The 17,148-nt window shown below is 64.3% G+C and carries 24 protein-coding genes and 1 pseudogene; 21 read left to right on the top strand and 4 right to left on the bottom strand.

The features are described from left to right. Nucleotides 1–504: pseudogene (locus Q8J98_RS09495) on the bottom strand (alcohol dehydrogenase catalytic domain-containing protein); the annotation flags it as partial. Nucleotides 505–863: 359 nt separating this feature from the next. Here Q8J98_RS09495 and Q8J98_RS09490 point away from each other — a divergent pair. The 3 genes from Q8J98_RS09490 (at nucleotide 864) to Q8J98_RS09480 (ending at nucleotide 2,515) form a co-directional block, all read left to right on the top strand. Further along, the gene (locus Q8J98_RS09490; protein WP_305294119.1) at nucleotides 864–1,715 is read left to right on the top strand and encodes an MEDS domain-containing protein; all 852 of its coding nucleotides are present in this window, start codon (nucleotides 864–866) and stop codon (nucleotides 1,713–1,715) included. Between the two features lie 192 nt (nucleotides 1,716–1,907). Continuing rightward, nucleotides 1,908–2,159 carry a type II toxin-antitoxin system RelE/ParE family toxin gene (locus tag Q8J98_RS09485; protein WP_305294117.1) on the top strand — a complete coding sequence of 84 codons (252 nt, stop codon included), beginning with the start codon at nucleotides 1,908–1,910 and terminating at the stop codon, nucleotides 2,157–2,159. 11 nt (nucleotides 2,160–2,170) lie between these two features. Continuing rightward, nucleotides 2,171–2,515 carry a helix-turn-helix transcriptional regulator gene (locus Q8J98_RS09480; RefSeq protein WP_305294116.1) on the top strand — a complete coding sequence of 115 codons (345 nt, stop codon included), beginning with the start codon at nucleotides 2,171–2,173 and terminating at the stop codon, nucleotides 2,513–2,515. Between the two features lie 132 nt (nucleotides 2,516–2,647). On the opposite strand, the gene Q8J98_RS09475 is transcribed toward Q8J98_RS09480, so the two are convergent. The 3 genes from Q8J98_RS09475 to Q8J98_RS09465 all read right to left on the bottom strand — a co-directional run bounded on the left by Q8J98_RS09475 (nucleotide 2,648) and on the right by Q8J98_RS09465 (nucleotide 4,386). Beyond that, nucleotides 2,648–2,854 (bottom strand): glutaredoxin domain-containing protein, encoded by a 207-nt coding sequence (locus tag Q8J98_RS09475; RefSeq protein ID WP_305294115.1) that lies wholly within the window; start codon nucleotides 2,852–2,854, stop codon nucleotides 2,648–2,650. Between the two features lie 243 nt (nucleotides 2,855–3,097). Beyond that, on the bottom strand, nucleotides 3,098–3,349 hold the full coding sequence (locus Q8J98_RS09470; RefSeq protein ID WP_305294114.1) for a hypothetical protein: 252 nt from the start codon (nucleotides 3,347–3,349) through the stop codon (nucleotides 3,098–3,100). Between the two features lie 101 nt (nucleotides 3,350–3,450). Then, the gene (locus Q8J98_RS09465) at nucleotides 3,451–4,386 is read right to left on the bottom strand and encodes a transposase (protein WP_305294113.1); all 936 of its coding nucleotides are present in this window, start codon (nucleotides 4,384–4,386) and stop codon (nucleotides 3,451–3,453) included. 222 nt (nucleotides 4,387–4,608) lie between these two features. On the opposite strand from Q8J98_RS09465, the gene Q8J98_RS09460 reads away from it, so the two are divergent. From Q8J98_RS09460 to Q8J98_RS09375, 18 genes are all read left to right on the top strand, one after another. Continuing rightward, a complete protein-coding gene (locus Q8J98_RS09460) occupies nucleotides 4,609–4,845 on the top strand; it encodes a hypothetical protein (protein ID WP_305294112.1) in 237 nt (78 codons plus the stop codon). A gap of 235 nt (nucleotides 4,846–5,080) precedes the next feature. After that, nucleotides 5,081–5,404 carry a hypothetical protein gene (locus Q8J98_RS09455; protein ID WP_305294122.1) on the top strand — a complete coding sequence of 108 codons (324 nt, stop codon included), beginning with the start codon at nucleotides 5,081–5,083 and terminating at the stop codon, nucleotides 5,402–5,404. Next, nucleotides 5,355–6,698, top strand: coding sequence for a DNA-packaging protein (locus Q8J98_RS09450; protein WP_305294111.1), 1,344 nt, complete (start codon nucleotides 5,355–5,357; stop codon nucleotides 6,696–6,698). The genes Q8J98_RS09455 and Q8J98_RS09450 overlap by 50 nt, the downstream gene beginning before the upstream one ends. A 151-nt stretch (nucleotides 6,699–6,849) precedes the next feature. Further along, complete coding sequence (locus tag Q8J98_RS09445; RefSeq protein ID WP_305294110.1) at nucleotides 6,850–8,037, top strand: phage portal protein; 1,188 nt, start codon at nucleotides 6,850–6,852, stop codon at nucleotides 8,035–8,037. 3 nt (nucleotides 8,038–8,040) lie between these two features. Next, nucleotides 8,041–8,274, top strand: a complete 234-nt coding sequence (locus tag Q8J98_RS09440) for a hypothetical protein (protein ID WP_305184967.1) — start codon at nucleotides 8,041–8,043, stop codon at nucleotides 8,272–8,274. Nucleotides 8,275–8,287: 13 nt separating this feature from the next. After that, nucleotides 8,288–8,842 carry an HK97 family phage prohead protease gene (locus Q8J98_RS09435; protein ID WP_305294121.1) on the top strand — a complete coding sequence of 185 codons (555 nt, stop codon included), beginning with the start codon at nucleotides 8,288–8,290 and terminating at the stop codon, nucleotides 8,840–8,842. A gap of 45 nt (nucleotides 8,843–8,887) precedes the next feature. After that, nucleotides 8,888–10,087 (top strand): phage major capsid protein, encoded by a 1,200-nt coding sequence (locus Q8J98_RS09430; protein WP_305294120.1) that lies wholly within the window; start codon nucleotides 8,888–8,890, stop codon nucleotides 10,085–10,087. Nucleotides 10,088–10,234: 147 nt separating this feature from the next. Continuing rightward, nucleotides 10,235–10,831, top strand: coding sequence for a hypothetical protein (locus Q8J98_RS09425; RefSeq protein WP_305294109.1), 597 nt, complete (start codon nucleotides 10,235–10,237; stop codon nucleotides 10,829–10,831). Continuing rightward, nucleotides 10,828–11,166, top strand: coding sequence for a head-tail adaptor protein (locus tag Q8J98_RS09420; RefSeq protein ID WP_305294108.1), 339 nt, complete (start codon nucleotides 10,828–10,830; stop codon nucleotides 11,164–11,166). The genes Q8J98_RS09425 and Q8J98_RS09420 overlap by 4 nt, the downstream gene beginning before the upstream one ends. Further along, entirely contained in the window at nucleotides 11,163–11,570 is a 408-nt protein-coding gene (locus Q8J98_RS09415; RefSeq protein ID WP_305294107.1) for a DUF3168 domain-containing protein, read from the top strand. The genes Q8J98_RS09420 and Q8J98_RS09415 overlap by 4 nt, the downstream gene beginning before the upstream one ends. Nucleotides 11,571–11,634: 64 nt before the next feature. After that, complete coding sequence (locus Q8J98_RS09410; RefSeq protein ID WP_305184961.1) at nucleotides 11,635–12,048, top strand: phage major tail protein, TP901-1 family; 414 nt, start codon at nucleotides 11,635–11,637, stop codon at nucleotides 12,046–12,048. Then, on the top strand, nucleotides 12,048–12,368 hold the full coding sequence (locus tag Q8J98_RS09405; RefSeq protein WP_305184960.1) for a gene transfer agent family protein: 321 nt from the start codon (nucleotides 12,048–12,050) through the stop codon (nucleotides 12,366–12,368). Before Q8J98_RS09410 ends, Q8J98_RS09405 begins: the two co-directional genes overlap by 1 nt. Then, nucleotides 12,365–12,583 (top strand): rcc01693 family protein, encoded by a 219-nt coding sequence (locus Q8J98_RS09400; RefSeq protein ID WP_305294106.1) that lies wholly within the window; start codon nucleotides 12,365–12,367, stop codon nucleotides 12,581–12,583. The genes Q8J98_RS09405 and Q8J98_RS09400 overlap by 4 nt, the downstream gene beginning before the upstream one ends. Then, nucleotides 12,561–13,223: a phage tail tape measure protein gene (locus Q8J98_RS09395; RefSeq protein WP_305294105.1), complete on the top strand. Its 663-nt coding sequence runs from the start codon at nucleotides 12,561–12,563 to the stop codon at nucleotides 13,221–13,223. Before Q8J98_RS09400 ends, Q8J98_RS09395 begins: the two co-directional genes overlap by 23 nt. A 10-nt stretch (nucleotides 13,224–13,233) precedes the next feature. Next, complete coding sequence (locus Q8J98_RS09390) at nucleotides 13,234–13,866, top strand: DUF2460 domain-containing protein (protein WP_305294104.1); 633 nt, start codon at nucleotides 13,234–13,236, stop codon at nucleotides 13,864–13,866. After that, nucleotides 13,866–14,756: a DUF2163 domain-containing protein gene (locus tag Q8J98_RS09385; RefSeq protein ID WP_305294103.1), complete on the top strand. Its 891-nt coding sequence runs from the start codon at nucleotides 13,866–13,868 to the stop codon at nucleotides 14,754–14,756. The genes Q8J98_RS09390 and Q8J98_RS09385 overlap by 1 nt, the downstream gene beginning before the upstream one ends. After that, nucleotides 14,753–15,196 carry an NlpC/P60 family protein gene (locus Q8J98_RS09380; RefSeq protein WP_305294102.1) on the top strand — a complete coding sequence of 148 codons (444 nt, stop codon included), beginning with the start codon at nucleotides 14,753–14,755 and terminating at the stop codon, nucleotides 15,194–15,196. Before Q8J98_RS09385 ends, Q8J98_RS09380 begins: the two co-directional genes overlap by 4 nt. Next, entirely contained in the window at nucleotides 15,196–16,890 is a 1,695-nt protein-coding gene (locus Q8J98_RS09375; RefSeq protein ID WP_370868077.1) for a glycoside hydrolase TIM-barrel-like domain-containing protein, read from the top strand. Before Q8J98_RS09380 ends, Q8J98_RS09375 begins: the two co-directional genes overlap by 1 nt. The last annotated feature ends 258 nt before the right edge of the window (nucleotides 16,891–17,148 follow it).

The raw sequence follows: 17,148 nt of genomic DNA, 5'->3' as shown, positions 1-17,148 counted from the left end.
GATGTAGCAGGCCTTGTCAAAGGGCGCATCTTCGCGGATCTTCGCCAGCGCGATTTCCGGCATCACCGTGTGGTTGGCGAAGGTCGAACAGCCCATGTAGTGCAGGATCGGCGTTCCATCGAGCAGCTAAAACCGGGTGGTGCCGTCGGGCATCAACCCCTTGCCCTGCGTCGCGCGGATCGCGGTGCACAGGTTGGTCTTGCGCGAAAGGCACGAGGGGCATTCGCGGCACTCGGGCGTGTAAAGCGGTATCACGTGGTCGCCCGGCTTCAGGCTGGTAACGCCCGCGCCGCATTCCAGCACCACCCCCGCGCCCTCATGCCCCAGAATCACCGGAAAGGCCCCCTCGGGGTCGGCACCCGAAAGGGTGAATTCGTCGGTGTGGCAAATTCCGGTTGCGCGGATTTCCACCAATACCTCGCCCGCGCGCGGGCCTTCCAGGTTCACCTCCATCACTTGCAGCGGTTTTCCGGCCTGCAAGGCCACGGCGGCACGGGTTCTCATTGCGCAATCCTCTCCCTCATACATTCAGTCAGCCCCGCGACGGGCCGGCCATCCCCCTCCCATCGGGATTCGATACCCGACAGGCGACCACGCGAAGTCGGGATTCCGGTGGCATTGCGCGCTCCCCGCCGCCGCCGATCACCCGTTTTAATGGTCATTGATTATCAATGCTGATCTTCGTGATTACTTGAGTCAAGCTTAATGTTGATCACGATCTTGAAAGCGATTGGCAAGCTGGCAAATCCCTGAAAAGACGGCTGCATTCCATCGGGCCTATCGCAAGCAGACAGAAAGCCTTGGTCGCGCAGGCAGACTGGCGCGGCCGCATCGCTTGCACAGTCACTGTTTCAAGGCTATCGATGTTCATCATGATGAACAAAGAGCACAATGAACACATGGCGGTCAGCGGAATTCCCACTGACATGAAACTGCTGGACATTCACGAGGCCGCCCGATTCCTGCGTGTCAGCGAAGTCTCGGTTCGGCGCTACACCAAATCCGGTGCCTTGCGCTGCCTGCGCGTCGGCGGGCGGCGGGAGCGCCGGTTTGAGCGTGAGGATCTTGAGGCATTCGTTGGCGCCAATAGCCCGACCCGCGCCCTTGCCGAAGCGTCAAAGCCAATCGGCGCAGCGCAGCCAACACTCGGTCCGGCAGATGTTGCGGCACCGGAGTTCGCCACAATCGAGGGTATGCCAGTGCCATGGGGACGGCATCTGTGCCAGCTCTATGAAACGGATCGCGGCCGCGTGCAGATGACCGTGCCGTTCCTGAATGATGGTCTGAACGCGGGCGACGCCTGTTTTCTGATCGCGTCCGAACCAGCACGCGCGCACCTGATCGAAGCGCTGCGCCGGGTTCGCGGCGACCTTGGCCCGGATATCGAGGCGGGGCGCCTGCGCGTGATCGACCACGCCCAGAACGGTAGCGCGATGTTGGCCGCGCTCGACGAGGCCTTTGGCGCTGCGATGGAAGAGGGGTTTGGCAAGCTGCGACTGGTTGGCGACATGGCATGGTTTCTGGACCAAGGGCTCAGTGGCGACGAGTTGGTGAATTTCGAGACCCGCTATGACCGCCAGATCGGCCACAGCTATCCGATCATCAGCCTCTGCCTCTACGACGCCCGGCGATTCAGCGGAATCGAAATTCTTCATGCACTGAAAAGCCACGCCGACACGTTCGACCTGCCACTCAGCCGGTTCCTTCTGCGCTAGGTGTGAGGTCGCAGCAGGTCGTTAACCCTGATCGAAGCTGGAAAACTCTGCCTTCGGGCGGTCCAACGTTGGGCGGGCGGACCAGCAGGTCACGACCTGCGAGCTTTGCCCGGTCGGCTCATGCCGACAAGGCATGTCGCCCAGAGAGACATTTCAATTTACTTCGACGCGAAAGTAGCTTATGGCTACACCATGAAGCAGATCAGCTACACGAAATCCGCGATCAGGGTATTGCGGCGGCTGCCCGCAAATACGACCACGCTGATCCGCGCCAAGATCGAGGCCTATGCGCAGGATCCAAGCTCGCAGGCCAACAACGTGAAATCCCTGAAAGGCCGAGAGGGGATACGGCTGCGTGTTGGCGATTGGCGGGTGATCATGGACGACCAGGGGACTGTGCTGGCCGTTTTCGATATCGGGCGACGGGGCGGCATCTATGATTGAAAGGGCATGATATGAACGAGATGGTGACGATCCCGCGCGAGGAATATGATCGCCTGCGCGCAGCGGCCGAGGATCTGGCCGACCTGCAGGCTTACGACCGCGCCAAGGCCGTGCTTGCGGCGGGCGAGGATGAGTTGATCCCGGCGGAATACGCGAACCGCCTGCTGAACGGCGAAAGCGCGTTGCGCGTCTATCGTCACCTGCGCGGCCTGACGCAAGTTGCATTGGCCGAGAAAGCTGGCGTGAACCGCGTGACTGTGGCGGAGATTGAAACTGGCCGAAAGCGGGGCTCGGTCGCAACGCTGCGCGCGTTGGCCGATACGCTCGAGCTAAGTCTGGATGATCTGACCGCGTAAAGTCGACCCAAACGCGCCCATCGTCCCCTGCTGCTTGCAGTCGTGGGGGCGGCGTCCAGTAGCCCGGCCCCATGCTTTCACGCCACCTCGGGTCACTTCCGGGTGAAAATCAACGCCCGGGCGCCCATGAGGTCACTGCCGCTTGTCCTGGCGACCGGAGAGCTTCTGGTTCAAATTGTCAAAGCCGCCGATGTGTAGCGCTCCGACGAATATCTGCGGAACGGTTCTTGCCTGTGGCGCGCGCTGATGCAGGGCATCCGCGTGCTCTGGAATGCTCAGATCGTATTCCTTAAAGGGCACCACCGCGACTTCAAAACCCATCTCCAGCAGTTCGCGCATGTGCGCTTCGACACAAAGATTACTTAGGCAAACAGTTCGTTCACGTTGTTGCTTCCTGCTCTTTTGGTCACCCGAGCCCAGTTCAATCATTGGCACGCCCGCGCCTGCTCGCGCATTACCGAATAGTTGCTCAGCATAATGACGATCAACGCGTCTTTGGGCAGAGTTTCCACTTCGGCAGCCGCCTGCACTTGCTCCGCCTGACTGTATTCCACCACCGGCGGACAGGCCCGGTTCCCCGCCTCAGAACTCCCCGTCGCGCAGCCGCCGAGCAAGCTCATCGCGAGTGCGAGGGCGGTTTGCCGCTGCATCGAGCATCCGGCGTTGGATATCATTGGTTTTCTCCACGGTTTCGAGACGCTCCGCCAGCCTTCCGACGCGTTCCCCTGTGCGCCGGAGGTTCAGCAGGAACAGGGCGAGAGCGATGGCTGCCAGCATGAGCCCCAGTGCTTTGCGCGCCGGGCCGCTGGCGAGGATCGCGGTGATCCATCCCATCACCGCCGCCCCTGCTTCCAGTCATCGATCCGGGCGTGGATCGCCACGGCGATGCCAGCGATCGCCACGGCGATGAAGAGCCAGCGGAGTATCCGTGATGGTCAAGCTGTTTTTGGCACCCATTTTCGTCCGGCTGCGATAAGAATGTTGGAAAGCACGATGAGCTTTCGCATCACGGCAGTGATCACGACCTTGGCGGGCTTGCCCTTGGCGGACAGGGTTTGGGACATTTCCTTGAGATCGGGATTGAAGCGCATGGCGGAGAGAGCCGGCATATAGAGCGCGCGTCGCAGTTCGCGCCGGCCGCCGCGGATGTGTTCCTTGCCCTGCCATTTTCCGGACTGGCGCGATACCGGTGCAAGCCCAGCCAGGGATGCGGCTTGCTTGTTCGACATCGCTCCAAGCTCGGGCATTTCGATCAGCATGGTGAAGGCGGTGATCTCGCTGATGCCAGGAATGCTCAAGAGAATGGTGAAGCGGGCATGCAGTTCGGAATCGCCATTGATCCGGTTGAGGATCTCGCGCTCCAGTTCGGCGATCTGGCTTTCAACCAGCCGCAGCCGCTTGGTGATCTGGCGGCGTACGAGGGGCTGCAAGGACCCTTTCGCACGTGCCTTCCCGTGTGCCAGGTCCTTGACCAAGCCGCGGCGGGCGACCAATAACTCCTTGAGTTCATAATGCGTTTCTGCGTTCGGTATCTGCGGCGACAATTTGAGCGCCGCTGCCATGCGTGCAAGCATCGCGGCATCGACGCGATCGGTCTTGGCAAGTCGACCTGTCGCTTCGGCGAAACGCCGGGACTGCCGTGGATTGATCTTGTTGAAATGCAGGGAACGTTGCGCAAGGGAGGACTCGAGCTGGCGGTGATAGGCGCCGGTTGCCTCGAAGACGACAAGCGGCTGGTCGAGTTTCCCCAGCTGACGGATCAGGGCACCGATGCCGTGCCGCTCGTTTGCGAACTGATGGTAAGCTCCATCTGCAAGTGTGAAGACGTCCAGTCGATCTTTCGAGATGTCGATGCCAATGATATTCTTCATGTGTCTTTTCCTCTCCTGGTCTTGTCATGCGGGCCTCAAAGCCCCGGTATCCGTTCAGGCCGAAAGAAAAGACGGGGGCGATCCTACTGCGCTGCGGTTCTGGAAAACCAAGGTGTCGATCGATCCATCCCCCGCCACTGCCCGCCATAAATGGCGTGGCGGGCAGTGGCTCCCTTTTGCCTCAGGAGCCGACCGAAGTCATAAGACAAGGGTTTCGAGGTGGTGGCCGAGGCACCGGGGCTGCCGAGCCATTCCTTTGGCTCGGGATTGCTTGAAGGTGGCGTGCTTGATTGTGGCGACTGGTCGATGCTGCTGACTGCGGACCTTGGCTGGCAGCGGGTGATGGGCACCACATGGACAGAGGGGCGGCTGGAGACCCTGGCGCTGCGTCCCTATGACGGGCCGCAGAGTTTCGACGCGGCGGCGGCCTGGTACGGCTGCCCGCTGATCGCGCCCTGAAAGCCTTGGGATGCCAAGGGTTTCTGCCGCAGGTCGGTCGGATTAGCTAACAAAATCCTAAACTTGCGCGCGGCGTAGCGACTCAACCTGGGATTTTGAACTTGACTTTGCGAACGCCCTGAAGTAGAAACCAGACATGCTAGGAGAAGTGGGCGAGCGGCACGGGGGCAACCCCGCTGCCGCTTTTTCATTTCGCTCGTGCGGAACGTGGCATGAGAGGCGGGTTCAGCAGCAGATGACAGTGACTTTCCCGGGCGAGGAAGCGGCTTCGGCGAATCTGATCGCGGAGACAGAGGTGTTGTACCGGGAGGTGGCGGTCGAACTGACCGCCGCGCTTCGGGGCTTCAGATCGGGCAAGACCGACGAGGTGAAAACCGCCGTGCAGGCGGTGAAGGACCTGCGTGTGGCCTTGCAGATGGTGATGGATGAAAGGACCAGGGTTGAAAAACTCCGCAAAAACGTTGCCGGGGTCGTGCGCGACTACGCCATCGATTTCGACGCAGCGCGAGATGAGATCGGGCGCCGCCTGGCTTGCCTCCGCGAAGCCGGAGGAAGTTGACGAGTTTCTGGCGGGCCTGAGCGACAACGCGTTGCTGGCCTTGCCCTGGGTGTTCGACTTCTGGGCATTGCCGCACCAGATCGCCCCGGAGGGGGCGTGGAAAAGCTGGGTGATCATGGGCGGGCGCGGCGCGGGCAAGACCCGCGCCGGGGCCGAATGGGTGCGCGCGCAGGTGGAAGGGGCAAGGCCGCTCGACACCGGCCGAGCGCTGCATGTGGCGCTGGTGGGCGAGACCTTCGATCAGGCGCGCGAGGTGATGGTGTTCGGCGAAAGCGGCATACTTGCCTGCAGCCCGCCCGACCGGTGCCCGGACTGGGAGGCGGGGCGCAAGCGGCTGGTCTGGCCGAATGGCGCGATAGCGCAGGTGTTCTCGGCGCATGAGCCGGAAAGTTTGCGCGGGCCGCAGTTTGATGCGGCCTGGGTGGACGAACTGGCAAAGTGGAAATACGCCGAGGAAGCCTGGGACATGTTGCAGTTTGCGCTGCGGCTGGGAAAGCATCCGCAGCAGGTTGTCACCACCACGCCGCGCAACGTGCAGGTGCTGAAGGCTATTCTGAACAACCCCTCGACCGTGGTGACCCACGCCCCGACCGAAGCGAACCGCGCCTATCTGGCAGCGTCGTTTCTGGAAGAGGTGCAAACGCGCTACGCGGGAACGCGCAAGGGCCAGCAGGAGCTGGAAGGGCTGTTGCTGGAGGATGTCGAGGGGGCACTCTGGTCGAGCGCGACGATCGATGCGCTGCGGGTAGAGGCGGCTCCGCCGCTTGACCGGATCGTCGTTGCGGTCGATCCCGCGGTGACCGGCCGCGAGACTTCGGACGAATGCGGCATTGTCGTGGTCGGGGCGGTGACCGAAGGGCCACCGCAGAACTGGCGCGCCTATGTGCTGGAAGATGCGAGCGTGAAGGCGGCGACACCGACGCAATGGGCCAATGCCGCGATTGCCGCGATGCACCGGCATCGGGCAGAGCGGCTGGTTGCCGAAGTGAACCAGGGCGGTGATCTGGTGGAAACGGTGCTGCGTTCGGTCGACCAGTTGGTGCCGTTTCGGGGCTTGCGGGCCGGGCGCGGCAAGGGGCTGCGGGCAGAGCCCGTGGCGGCGCTATACGAGCAGGGGCGGGTGCGGCATCTGCGCGGCCTCGGAACGCTTGAAGAGCAGATGTGCCGGATGACCGCGCAGGGCTTTCAGGGCCGTGGCAGCCCGGACCGGGTTGATGCGCTGGTCTGGGCTTTGCACGAGTTGATTGTTGAACCGGCGTTTCGTTACCGTCGCCCGCAGGTGCGCGCGCTGTGAGGGTGGCGGCCTCCGGCGGGGGAATTTTGGCAAAGAAGAAGCCCGGGGTGCTGTGCCTCGGGCGCAGGGGATTTCGAGGCCGGGGAAACCCGGCCTTTTTGCTGCGTTTCGGTTTGCGGCGTGGCGGGATTGGCATTGAGGAGCAGGGGAAATGGTAATGCAGTTCTTTCGCCGGGGTGCTGGCGCGGCGGTAGTGGCCGAGCAAAAGGCTTCGGCCACCGGGCGGGTGATTTCGCTTGCAGCCGGCACGGCGCGGGGCGGTGCGGTCTGGAGCCCGCGCGATCTGGGCAGTTTGATGCGGCAAGGGTTTACCGGCAATCCGATCGGATTTCGCTGCGTCAAGCTGATTGCAGAAGCGGCGGCGGCGCTGCCGCTGGTCTGCCAGGACGCCGAGCGGCGCTATGAGATGCATCCGGTGATTGACCTGATGCGCCGCCCTAACCCGGGGCAGGGGCGGGCGGAGCTTTTCGAGGCGCTCTATGGGCAGATTCTGCTTTCGGGCAACGGTTACCTTGAAGCGGTGGTGCCAGAGGTCGGATTGCCGCGCGAGCTGCATGTGCTGCGCGCCGACCGGATCAGCATCGTGCCGGGGGCGGATGGCTGGCCGGTGGCCTATGATTACACCGTTGCCGGGCGCAAGCATCGCTTTGACATGGCAGGCCACCCCGACCCGATCTGCCATATCAAGGCGTTCCACCCGCAGGATGACCATTACGGGCTTTCGCCGATGCAGGCGGCGGCGACGGCGATTGACGTGCACAATGCCGCCTCGAGCTGGTCGAAGGCGCTCTTGGACAATGCCGCGCGGCCCTCGGGGGCGATCATCTATAAGGGCGTTGATGGCCAGGGGGCGCTGAGCCCGGACCAGTATGACCGGCTGGTGAGCGAGATGGAGATGCACCACCAGGGCGCGCGCAATGCCGGGCGGCCAATGCTGCTGGAGGGCGGGCTAGACTGGAAGCCGATGGGGTTCAGCCCCTCGGACATGGAATTTCACGCCACCAAGCAGGCGGCGGCGCGTGAGATTGCGGTGGCCTTCGGGGTGCCGCCGATGCTGCTGGGGATACCGGGCGACGCGACCTATGCCAATTATCAGGAGGCGCACCGGGCTTTCTACCGGCTGACCGTGCTGCCGCTTGCGACGCGGGTTGCGGCGGCGGTGGCCTATTGGCTTTCAAGCCACCTCGGGCAGGGGATCGAGCTCAGGCCCGACCTCGACCAGATCCCGGCGCTTGCGGCGGAGCGGGACCAGCAATGGGCGCGGGTGGGAGCCGCTTCGTTTCTGAGTGAGGCGGAAAAGCGCGCGGCGCTTGGGCTGCAGCCCTTGGCGGAGGCGTGAGGCATGAGCGATGGCGGTTCGCGCTATCTCAAGGCACCATTCGAGGTGCACGAGCAGCGATTTGAGGCCACCGAACGGATCATGGAATTGCAGTTCGGGCAGGTCGACAAGCGGCTGGAGCGGATCGAGCAGATGATCGGCGGATTGGAAAAGCGGCTCTGGATGACGGTTTACGGCGTCGTGGCCGTGATCTTGACTCAGGCGGTGCAGGGGGTGCTGGAATATGCCCCGAAATGAGGATTGCCAAATGATGTCAGATGATTACGGGCTGGAGATGAAGTTCTCGCGGCTGGGCGAGGAGGTCTCGGTTACCGATGGCACGGTGATTTCGGGCTATGCGTCGCTGTTTGGTGTCGCGGATCAGGGCGGCGATGTGGTGCTTGCCGGGGCCTATGGCGCGGGGTTGAAGCGCCTTGCCGCCAAGGGCAGCAACGTCAAGATGCTTTGGCAGCACGATCCGGCACAGCCGATTGGTGTTTGGGACGAGATCCGCGAGGATGGGCGCGGGCTTTGGGTCAAGGGCCGTTTGTTGCCCGAGATCGAGAAGGCCCGCGAGGCGGCGGCGCTGATTGGCGCGGGGGCGATTGACGGGCTGTCGATCGGCTATCGCACGATTGCCGCCGAGAAGAACGCAAAAGGCCAGCGGCTGCTTGCGGAACTTGATCTGTGGGAAGTGTCTGTCGTGACCTTCCCGATGCTCAACGAGGCGCGGGTCGGCTCCAAGGGCGGGACGCCCGAGGCGGCCGAGTTGCGCGAGCTGGCCGCGGCACTGACCGACGCGGCCCGGATGTTGGCGGACCGCTAGGCCGCGCCGGACCGCCTCAACCCTCTCAAAACAGGTGGAATGACGATGAAGACCGAGACCAAGGCTCGGGCCGCGACGGGTATGTCCGACGGCCCGGCACCGGTGGCAGAGGTGAAAACCGCGCTGGCCGGGTTCCTGATCGAAATCAAAGGCTTTCAGGACGAAGTGAAGATGAAATTGCAACAACAGGAAGAGCGACTGACCATGCTGCATGCAAAGAACATGACCACCGGGCGACCCGCCCTTTCCGCCGCCGCCCATGACGAGGCCCCGCACCAGAAGGCATTTGCCGCCTATCTTCGGTCGGGCGACGATGACGGGCTGCGCAGTCTTGCGCTGGAAGGCAAGGCGCTCAACACCCAGGTTTCGGCCGAGGGTGGCTATCTGGTGGACCCGCAGACCTCGGAGGCGATCCGCGGGGTGCTGAAGGCCACCGCCTCGATCCGCCAGATCGCCAATGTGGTGAATGTGGAGGCCACCACCTATGACGTGCTGGTGGACCACAGCGAAATGGGCTCGGGCTGGGCCTCGGAGACGGCGAACCTGACCGAAACCGCGACGCCGCAGATCGACCGGATCAGCATTCCGCTGCATGAGTTGAGCGCGATGCCAAAAGCCAGCCAGCGGCTGCTGGACGACAGCGCCTTCGACATCGAAGGCTGGCTGGCGCAGCGCATCGCCGACAAGTTTGCCCGCGCCGAAGCTGCGGCCTTCGTGACCGGCGACGGCCTGGACAAGCCGAAGGGTTTTCTGGCCCATGCCAAGGTCGCGAATGGTGCCTGGGCCTGGGGCGGCCTTGGCTATGTCGCCACCGGCAATGACGGTGACTTTGCCACCACCAACGCATCGGATGCGGTGGTTGACCTCGTCTATGCGCTTGATGCCGAATATCGCGCCAACGGTGCCTTTGTGATGAACTCCAAAACCGCCGGAGCAGTGCGCAAGATGAAAGATGCCGACGGCCGCTTTCTTTGGAGCGACAGCCTGCAAGCGGGGGAACCGGCGCGGCTGATGGGCTATCCGGTGCTGATTGCCGAAGACATGCCCGACATCGCATCTGGCACCTATGCGGTGGCGTTCGGCGATTTCAAATATGGCTATACGGTTGCCGAGCGCCCTGATCTGCGGGTGCTGCGTGACCCGTTTTCGGCCAAGCCGCACGTGCTCTTTTACGCCTCCAAGCGCGTCGGCGGCGATGTGAGCGACTTTGCCGCGATCAAGTTGCTGAAGTTCGCCGCGTCGTAACGGCGGGCGCGGGGGGGCGGGAAACTACCCCCCCTTTCGGGCGCGGGCTTTGGCCTCGCTGTCGTCTAGCTGCTCCCACCGTCCGAGCGACGGCGGGGCAGCCCGCGCCCGTTTTCGCACCGGGGGCACCAATTTTGGAGATATCCCATGACGCTGATCGAACAAGCTGCGGTGCCCGCCGAGGCCCTGCCGGTGGCAGAATTTCGTGACCATCTGCGGCTGGGCACCGGATTCGCCGATCTTGGCGCGGGCGATACCGCGCTGGTGGCCTATCTGCGCGCGGCCGTTGCGGCGATCGAGACGCGCACCGCCAAAGCGCTGCTGGCGCGTGATTTCTTGCTGACGATCGAGAATTGGCGCAGCACCCAAGGGCAGCCGCTGCCGATTGCGCCGGTGAGCGCGATTGCTGCGGTGCTGCTGCGGGACGCGGCGGGGAATGCACTGGTCGTGGACCCGGCGCGATACCGACTGGTGCGCGACATGAGCCGACCGAGGGTGCAGGCGGTGGGCGGCAGCCTGCCTCTGGTGCCGATGGAGGGCGCGGTGGAAATTTCCTTTACCGCCGGTTTCGGTCCCGGTTGGGACAGCCTGCCGGTCGATCTGGCGCAAGCAGTATTCCTGCTCGCGGCGCAGTATTACGAACTGCGCCACGAGGGGATCGCCGAGGTGCAGGCGATTCCGTTCGGGGTGATGGCGCTGATCGAACCGTGGCGAACGGTGCGGGTGCTTGGGGGGCGCGCATGAGCGTGCCGCAACTCAACCGCGCCCTGGTGCTGGAAACGGCGGAGCGGGTGGCCGATGGCGCGGGTGGCCATGTGCTGAGCTGGATGGCGCTTGGCACGCTTTGGGCAGAAGTGAAGCCCGGCACCGGGCGTGAGCGCGCCGGAGAATTCGTGACGCTGGCCAGCGTGCCCTATCGCATCACCGTGCGCGCCGCGCCGCAGGGCAGTACCCGCCGCCCGCGCCCCGACCAGCGCTTTCGTGACGGCGACAGGGTGTTTCGCATTCTGGCGGTGGGCGAGGCGGACCCGGCGGGGCTTTATCTGACCTGCTTTGCGCAAGAACAGGTGGTGGCATGAGTTACGCGATTGCAGAGGCCTTGCAGGCCGCGGTTTACCAGCGCCTGCGCGCCTCGTCGGAGCTCGACGCGCTGATTGGTGACGCAATTTTTGACGCGGTGCCGCCGGGAACGCAGGCCGGCACTTATGTAAGCCTGGGGCCGGAGGAGGCGCGCGACGCGTCGGATGCAACTGGCACCGGGGCCGAGCACGATTTCGTGGTTTCGGTGATCACCGATGCGGCCGGGTTCCAGACCGCCAAGGCGGTTGCGGCGGCGGTATCGGATGCGTTGGTGGGAGCCAGTCTGTTGCTGTCGCGCGGGCGTCTGGTGGGCTTGTGGTTTCTGCGCGCCCGCGCCCGCCGGGTGGAAGCGGGCGAGACCCGGCGCATTGATTTGAGCTTTCGCGCGCGGGTCGAGGCCTGACGCTTCATTCGGCCGTCAGCCGGTATGACCGGCGGGCCTTTGCTTCATCAATCGGAGAAAAACCATGGCGGCACAGAATGGCAAGGACCTTCTGGTCAAGCTTGACCTTACCGGGAACGGGCAGTTTGAAACAATCGCGGGCCTGCGCGCAACGCGGATCAGCTTCAACGCGGAAACGGTGGATGTGACGAGCCTCGAAAGCCAGGGCGGCTGGCGCGAGCTTCTGGCCGGGGCGGGGGTAAAATCTGCCGCGATATCGGGCTCGGGCGTGTTCAAGGACGCTGCAACCGACGAGCGCGCGCGGCAGATATTCTTCGACGGCGAGGTGCCGGAATTCCAGGTCATCATTCCGGCTTTCGGCATCGTGCAGGGGCCGTTCATGATTACCTCGGTCGAATACGCGGGCACCCACAATGGCGAGGCGACCTACGAGGTTTCCATGGCCTCGGCGGGGGTTCTGGCGTTTACGGCGCTCTGATGGCCAACCCCTGGGCGGGCGAGGTGGCGGTCTGGCTGGATGGGCACCGCCATGTGGCAAAGCTGACGTTGGGGGCGCTGGCGGAGCTGGAGACGGAGTTGGCGGCAGGAAGCCTGATCGAATTGGTCGAGCGCTTCGAGGCGGCGCGATTTTCAACCCGCGATGTGCTGGCGCTGCTGGTTGCTGGTTTGCGTGGCGGCGGCTGGCAGGGCGAGGCGAAGGACCTCCGCACGGTCGAGATTGGCGGCGGGCCGGTAGAGGCGGCGCGGGTGGCGGCGGAGCTTTTGGCGCGCGCATTCGCGGTGCCCGGCACGAAATGAGCGGGCTCGACTGGCCGGGGCTGATGCGGGCGGGGCTTAGCGGGCTGGGCCTGCGCCCCGAGGAGTTCTGGCGGCTGACCCCGGCGGAACTGGCGCTGATGCTGGGCGAAGCGGCGGCAACGCCACCCCTGACGCGGGCACGGCTGAGCGAATTGGCCGCCGCATGGCCGGACCAGGTGAAAGGATCGGGAGATGATCGAAGTGGACGGGCTTGACGGCCTTGGCGAGCAGGCGGCGGCGCTGGAACGCAGTCTGGGTGGGGCCGAGGCGATGGCGGCGGCGTTTAACGCCGAACTCGGCCGGATGCAGCAGAGCATGACCTTCACCAGCCGCGAGGTCGGGGCGCTCAGCACCAGCATCGGGCGCGGGCTGCGGCAGGCGTTTGACGGGCTGATTTTTGACGGGATGAAGCTCTCGGACGCGCTTGGCAAAGTCGCGCGGTCGATGGCTGACAGCGTTTATGCGGCGGCGATGAAGCCGGTGCAGAACGCGATCGGCGGGGCGGTTGCCAATGGCATGAACAGCTTGCTGAGCGGGATGTTCCCCTTTGCCCAGGGGGGGGCGTTCACCCAGGGGCGGGTGATGCCCTTTGCCAAGGGCGGGGTGGTTTCATCGCCTACTTCGTTCGCAATGCGAGGCGGGCGCGGGCTGATGGGTGAAGCGGGGCCCGAAGCGATACTGCCGTTGGCGCGCGGTGCCGACGGGCGGCTTGGGGTGCAGGCAGCGGCGTCGGGGCGCGCGGTGAATGTGGTGATGAACATCGCCACCCCCGATGTCGCCGGCTTTGCCCGCAGCCAGAGCCAGATTGCCGCACAACTGAGCCGCGCGCTGGCGCGTGGCGACAGAAACCGCTGAGGAGGCGACCATGGCTTTTCACGAAATCCGCTTTCCGACCAGCCTGAGCTTTGGCTCGGTTGGCGGGCCGGAACGGCGCACCGAAATTGTCACGCTAGCCAACGGCTATGAGGAGCGCAACACGCCCTGGGCGCATTCGCGCCGCCACTATGATGCGGGCGTCGGTCTGCGCAGCCTTGACGACGTGGAGGCGCTGCTGGCGTTTTTCGAAGCGCGGCAGGGCCAGTTGCACGGATTTCGCTGGAAGGACTGGGCGGATTACAAATCCTGCCCGGCGTCGCGCGTGGTTGCCTATGACGATCAGCCGATCGGCGCGGGTGATGGTGTGCAGGCGCAGTTTCAGTTGCAAAAGATCTATCTGTCGGGCGGCGTTTCCTATGCGCGACCGGTCACCAAGCCGGTGCTCGGCAGCGTCAAGGTGGGGGTGCAGGGGCATCACCGGGCCGAGGCGGTCGATTTTGAGGTGGATTTGCAAACCGGTATCGTCAGCTTCGGCACCGCGCCGCCGGTGGGGGCGTTGGTGACGGCGGGGTTTGAATTCGATGTGCCGGTGCGCTTTGACACCGACCGGATTCTGGTCTCGGTTGCTTCATTCCAGGTGGGCGACCTGCCGCAGGTGCCGGTGGTGGAGGTTCGGGTCTGATGGGATACCCCGAGGAACTGAAAGCGCATCTGGCGAGCGGCGCGACCACGATCTGCCGCGCCTGGGCGGTCACGCGCTCTGACGGGGTCGTGCTCGGCTTCACCGACCATGACAGGGCAATGCGCTTCGACGGCATTGACTTCATGCCCAACACGGGGATGACGGCCAAGGCTCTGGTGCAGAGCACCGGGCTTGCGGTGGACAACACCGAAGCGGTGGGCGCGCTGTCTTCCGAGGCGATCCGCGAGGCCGATATCATGGCTGGGCGCTATGACGGTGCCGAGGTTCGGGTCTGGCAGGTGAACTGGGCAGACGTGAGCCAGCGGGCGCTTCGCTTTCGCGGGCATCTGGGCGAGATCACCCGCGGCGAGAGCGCCTTCAGTGCCGAATTGCGCGGGCTGACCGAGGCGCTGAGCGGGGCGGCAGGCACGGTGTACCAAGCTGGGTGCGCCGCGATCTTGGGCGATGCGCGCTGCGGCGTCGATCTGAAGGTGCCGGGGTATTTCGTTGAGCTTGCGGTGCAGGAGATCGATGCGGAGCGGGCGTTCGGGTTTGCCGAACTCGGCAGCTTTGCCGATCGCTGGTTCGAGAAGGGGCGGTTGCGGGTGCTGAGCGGTGCCGCTGTCGGGCTGGTCGGGGTGGTGAAGAACGACCGCTTGCGGGAGGGCGGCGCGCGGCGCGTCGAGCTTTGGCAGCAGCTGCGGGCCGGGATCGCGACGGGCGATTTGATCCGGCTGGAAGCGGGCTGCGACCGGCGGCTGGAAACCTGCCGGATCAAGTTCTCCAATGTGCTGAATTTCCGGGGTTTTCCGCATATTCCGGGGGAAGACTGGCTGAGCGCCTATCCACGACAGGCAGAGGCCAATGACGGCGGGAGCATGTGGAGATGATTGGCCTGCGGGCGGCCGAAGCGGCGCGGCAGTGGATCGGCACGCCCTATGTTCATCAGGCCGCGACCAAGGGTGCGGGTGCGGATTGTCTTGGTCTTCTGCGCGGGGTCTGGCGCGATCTCTATGGCGGCGAGCCCGAGCCGGTGCCGCCCTACAGCCCCGACTGGTCGGAGGTGGCGCGCGACGAGCGGCTTTGGCGCGCTGCGGCGCGGCATTTGCGGGAGGTGCCGGGGCAAGCGCCCTTGCAGCCCGGCGACGTTCTGCTTTTTCGGATGCGCGCCGGGGCGGTGGCCAAGCACCTCGGAATTCTCGCGGAAGCGGGCCTGACCCCGAGCTTTGTTCATGCCTATTCGGGGCATGGCGTGGTTGAAAGCCCGCTTTCCACCCCCTGGAAGCGCCGGGTTGCGGCGCGGTTTCGGTTTCCTGAAGGAGCAACGTGATGGCGACGATTTTGCTTGCTGCGGCGGGTGCTGCGGTCGGGGCAGGGTTCGGCGGAACGGTGCTCGGCCTGTCGGGTGCGGTCATTGGCCGTGCGGTGGGTGCGACCCTTGGCAGGGTGCTGGACCAGCGGCTTTTGGGGCAGGGCTCGGCGGCGGTCGAGGTTGGCCGAATTGACCGGTTCCGGATTTCCGGTGCCTCGGAAGGGGCGGCGGTCGGGCGCGTCTGGGGCCGGATGCGGCTGCCGGGGCAGGTGATCTGGGCGACGCGTTTCGCCGAAACCGCAACCCGCCGCGGTGGCAAGGGTGCGCCGCGCCCGGCAACGACCGAATTCAGCTATTCGATCAGCCTGGCGATCGCGATATGCGAAGGCGAGATCACCCGCATAGGCCGGGTCTGGGCGGACGGGACCGAGATATCTGCCGAGTCGCTGAACATGCGCGTTTACACCGGTGCGCAGACCCAGCAGGTGGATCCGAAGATTGCGGCGGTTGAGGGCGACGGCATGGCCCCTGCCTATCGGGGCACTGCCTATGTGGTCTTCGAAGACCTGCCGCTTGCCCAATTCGGCAATCGGGTACCGCAGTTCAATTTCGAGGTGATGCGCCCGGCACAGGGGGAATTGATCGATACTGTGCCGGACCTCGCGCGCAGCGTGCGTGCGGTGGCGCTGATTCCGGGAACCGGCGAATACGCGCTTGCCACCAGCAGGGTCCATTACGACCACGGTTTGGGCGAGAACATATCGGCCAACGTGCACAGCCCCGGCGGCGAAACCGATTTCACCGCCTCGCTGACACGTCTTGGAGAGGAACTGCCAAACTGCAATTCGGTTTCGCTGGTGGTTTCGTGGTTCGGCGATGATCTGCGTGCCGGGGAATGCCGCCTGCGCCCGAAGGTGGAGAGCCGCGATCTTGACGGCGTCGACATGCCTTGGGTTGTTTCCGGGGTAAGCCGGGCTGTGGCGCAGGAAGTCGCGCGGCTGGAGGGCCGCCCGATATATGGCGGCACGCCGGCGGATGCTGCGGTCATCGAAGCGATCTCGGCGCTGCGGGTGGCAGGAAAATCGGTGGTGTTCTACCCGTTCATCCTGATGGAGCAACTGGCGGGAAACGCCCTACCGGACCCCTGGGGCGGGTTGGAACAGGCGCGGCTGCCGTGGCGAGGGCGTATCACGCTTTCGCGGGCACCCGGATTGGAGGGCTCGCCCGATGGCACCGCGGTGGCGGATGCCGAGGTTGCCGCATTTTTCGGAACCGCCTCCGCGGCGGATTTTTCGACGGCGTCGGGGGCGGTGGCTTATGCGGGCCCCGAGGAATGGACGCTGCGCCGCTTTGTGCTCCACTACGCCGCGCTATGCCACCTTGCGGGCGGCGTGGACGGGTTCTGCATCGGCTCGGAAATGGTGAACCTTACCCGCATCCGCGGCGCGGCAGGCGGGTTTCCGGCGGTCGCCGAATTCACGGCACTTGCCGCAGAGGTGCGCGCGCTGCTCGGGCCGGAGTGCAAGATCGGTTACGCCGCCGATTGGAGCGAGTATTTCGGATTTCAGCCGGGCGATGGCGATATCTTCTTCAATCTCGACCCGCTCTGGGCCGATGCCAACATCGACTTTGTCGGCATCGACAACTCTGTGCCCCCATTCTTACCAGACCTTACCCCACCTAATCATGGTGTCTATCCTATTGTCTTTTAGACATAATTTCCCTGTCACGCCTTATCTGACCTGACCTGCCTGTGTGCTCCGTTAGGTCTCAGAGAAGGCCTAGACCTTGAGCAAAAAGGAGGGAATATGGGAACGAAACTCACGCAAGCACTGGCAACCAAACTGGCTGAAAGCAGCCCGCCAGGGACCATCATCTACGACGCTGAGGTGTCTGGGCTGAGGATGGTTGTTGGAAGCAAATCGTCTTCCTGGAAACAGGTTGGCAGGATTAACAACCAAAGTGGGTTG

Source organism: Phaeovulum sp., assembly GCF_030684035.1.
Taxonomy (GTDB): Bacteria; Pseudomonadota; Alphaproteobacteria; order Rhodobacterales; family Rhodobacteraceae; genus UBA6213.
The sequence above is the reverse complement of the archived record's forward strand: the minus strand, read 5'-3'. Positions and strand labels throughout refer to the sequence as shown.

Excerpts from the sequence above, each read along its gene's own strand:
- Q8J98_RS09490 (WP_305294119.1), top strand. The coding sequence starts at position 864 with ATGTTCATCATGATGAACAAAGAGCACAATGAACACATGGCGGTCAGC.
- Q8J98_RS09485 (WP_305294117.1), top strand. The coding sequence starts at position 1,908 with ATGAAGCAGATCAGCTACACGAAATCCGCGATCAGGGTATTGCGGCGG.
- Q8J98_RS09480 (WP_305294116.1), top strand. The coding sequence starts at position 2,171 with ATGAACGAGATGGTGACGATCCCGCGCGAGGAATATGATCGCCTGCGC.
- Q8J98_RS09475 (WP_305294115.1), bottom strand. The coding sequence starts at position 2,854 with ATGCGCGAACTGCTGGAGATGGGTTTTGAAGTCGCGGTGGTGCCCTTT.
- Q8J98_RS09470 (WP_305294114.1), bottom strand. The coding sequence starts at position 3,349 with ATGGGATGGATCACCGCGATCCTCGCCAGCGGCCCGGCGCGCAAAGCA.
- Q8J98_RS09465 (WP_305294113.1), bottom strand. The coding sequence starts at position 4,386 with ATGAAGAATATCATTGGCATCGACATCTCGAAAGATCGACTGGACGTC.
- Q8J98_RS09455 (WP_305294122.1), top strand. The coding sequence starts at position 5,081 with ATGACAGTGACTTTCCCGGGCGAGGAAGCGGCTTCGGCGAATCTGATC.
- Q8J98_RS09450 (WP_305294111.1), top strand. The coding sequence starts at position 5,355 with ATGAGATCGGGCGCCGCCTGGCTTGCCTCCGCGAAGCCGGAGGAAGTT.
- Q8J98_RS09445 (WP_305294110.1), top strand. The coding sequence starts at position 6,850 with ATGGTAATGCAGTTCTTTCGCCGGGGTGCTGGCGCGGCGGTAGTGGCC.
- Q8J98_RS09440 (WP_305184967.1), top strand. The coding sequence starts at position 8,041 with ATGAGCGATGGCGGTTCGCGCTATCTCAAGGCACCATTCGAGGTGCAC.
- Q8J98_RS09435 (WP_305294121.1), top strand. The coding sequence starts at position 8,288 with ATGTCAGATGATTACGGGCTGGAGATGAAGTTCTCGCGGCTGGGCGAG.
- Q8J98_RS09430 (WP_305294120.1), top strand. The coding sequence starts at position 8,888 with ATGAAGACCGAGACCAAGGCTCGGGCCGCGACGGGTATGTCCGACGGC.
- Q8J98_RS09425 (WP_305294109.1), top strand. The coding sequence starts at position 10,235 with ATGACGCTGATCGAACAAGCTGCGGTGCCCGCCGAGGCCCTGCCGGTG.
- Q8J98_RS09420 (WP_305294108.1), top strand. The coding sequence starts at position 10,828 with ATGAGCGTGCCGCAACTCAACCGCGCCCTGGTGCTGGAAACGGCGGAG.
- Q8J98_RS09415 (WP_305294107.1), top strand. The coding sequence starts at position 11,163 with ATGAGTTACGCGATTGCAGAGGCCTTGCAGGCCGCGGTTTACCAGCGC.
- Q8J98_RS09410 (WP_305184961.1), top strand. The coding sequence starts at position 11,635 with ATGGCGGCACAGAATGGCAAGGACCTTCTGGTCAAGCTTGACCTTACC.
- Q8J98_RS09405 (WP_305184960.1), top strand. The coding sequence starts at position 12,048 with ATGGCCAACCCCTGGGCGGGCGAGGTGGCGGTCTGGCTGGATGGGCAC.
- Q8J98_RS09400 (WP_305294106.1), top strand. The coding sequence starts at position 12,365 with ATGAGCGGGCTCGACTGGCCGGGGCTGATGCGGGCGGGGCTTAGCGGG.
- Q8J98_RS09395 (WP_305294105.1), top strand. The coding sequence starts at position 12,561 with ATGATCGAAGTGGACGGGCTTGACGGCCTTGGCGAGCAGGCGGCGGCG.
- Q8J98_RS09390 (WP_305294104.1), top strand. The coding sequence starts at position 13,234 with ATGGCTTTTCACGAAATCCGCTTTCCGACCAGCCTGAGCTTTGGCTCG.
- Q8J98_RS09385 (WP_305294103.1), top strand. The coding sequence starts at position 13,866 with ATGGGATACCCCGAGGAACTGAAAGCGCATCTGGCGAGCGGCGCGACC.
- Q8J98_RS09380 (WP_305294102.1), top strand. The coding sequence starts at position 14,753 with ATGATTGGCCTGCGGGCGGCCGAAGCGGCGCGGCAGTGGATCGGCACG.
- Q8J98_RS09375 (WP_370868077.1), top strand. The coding sequence starts at position 15,196 with ATGGCGACGATTTTGCTTGCTGCGGCGGGTGCTGCGGTCGGGGCAGGG.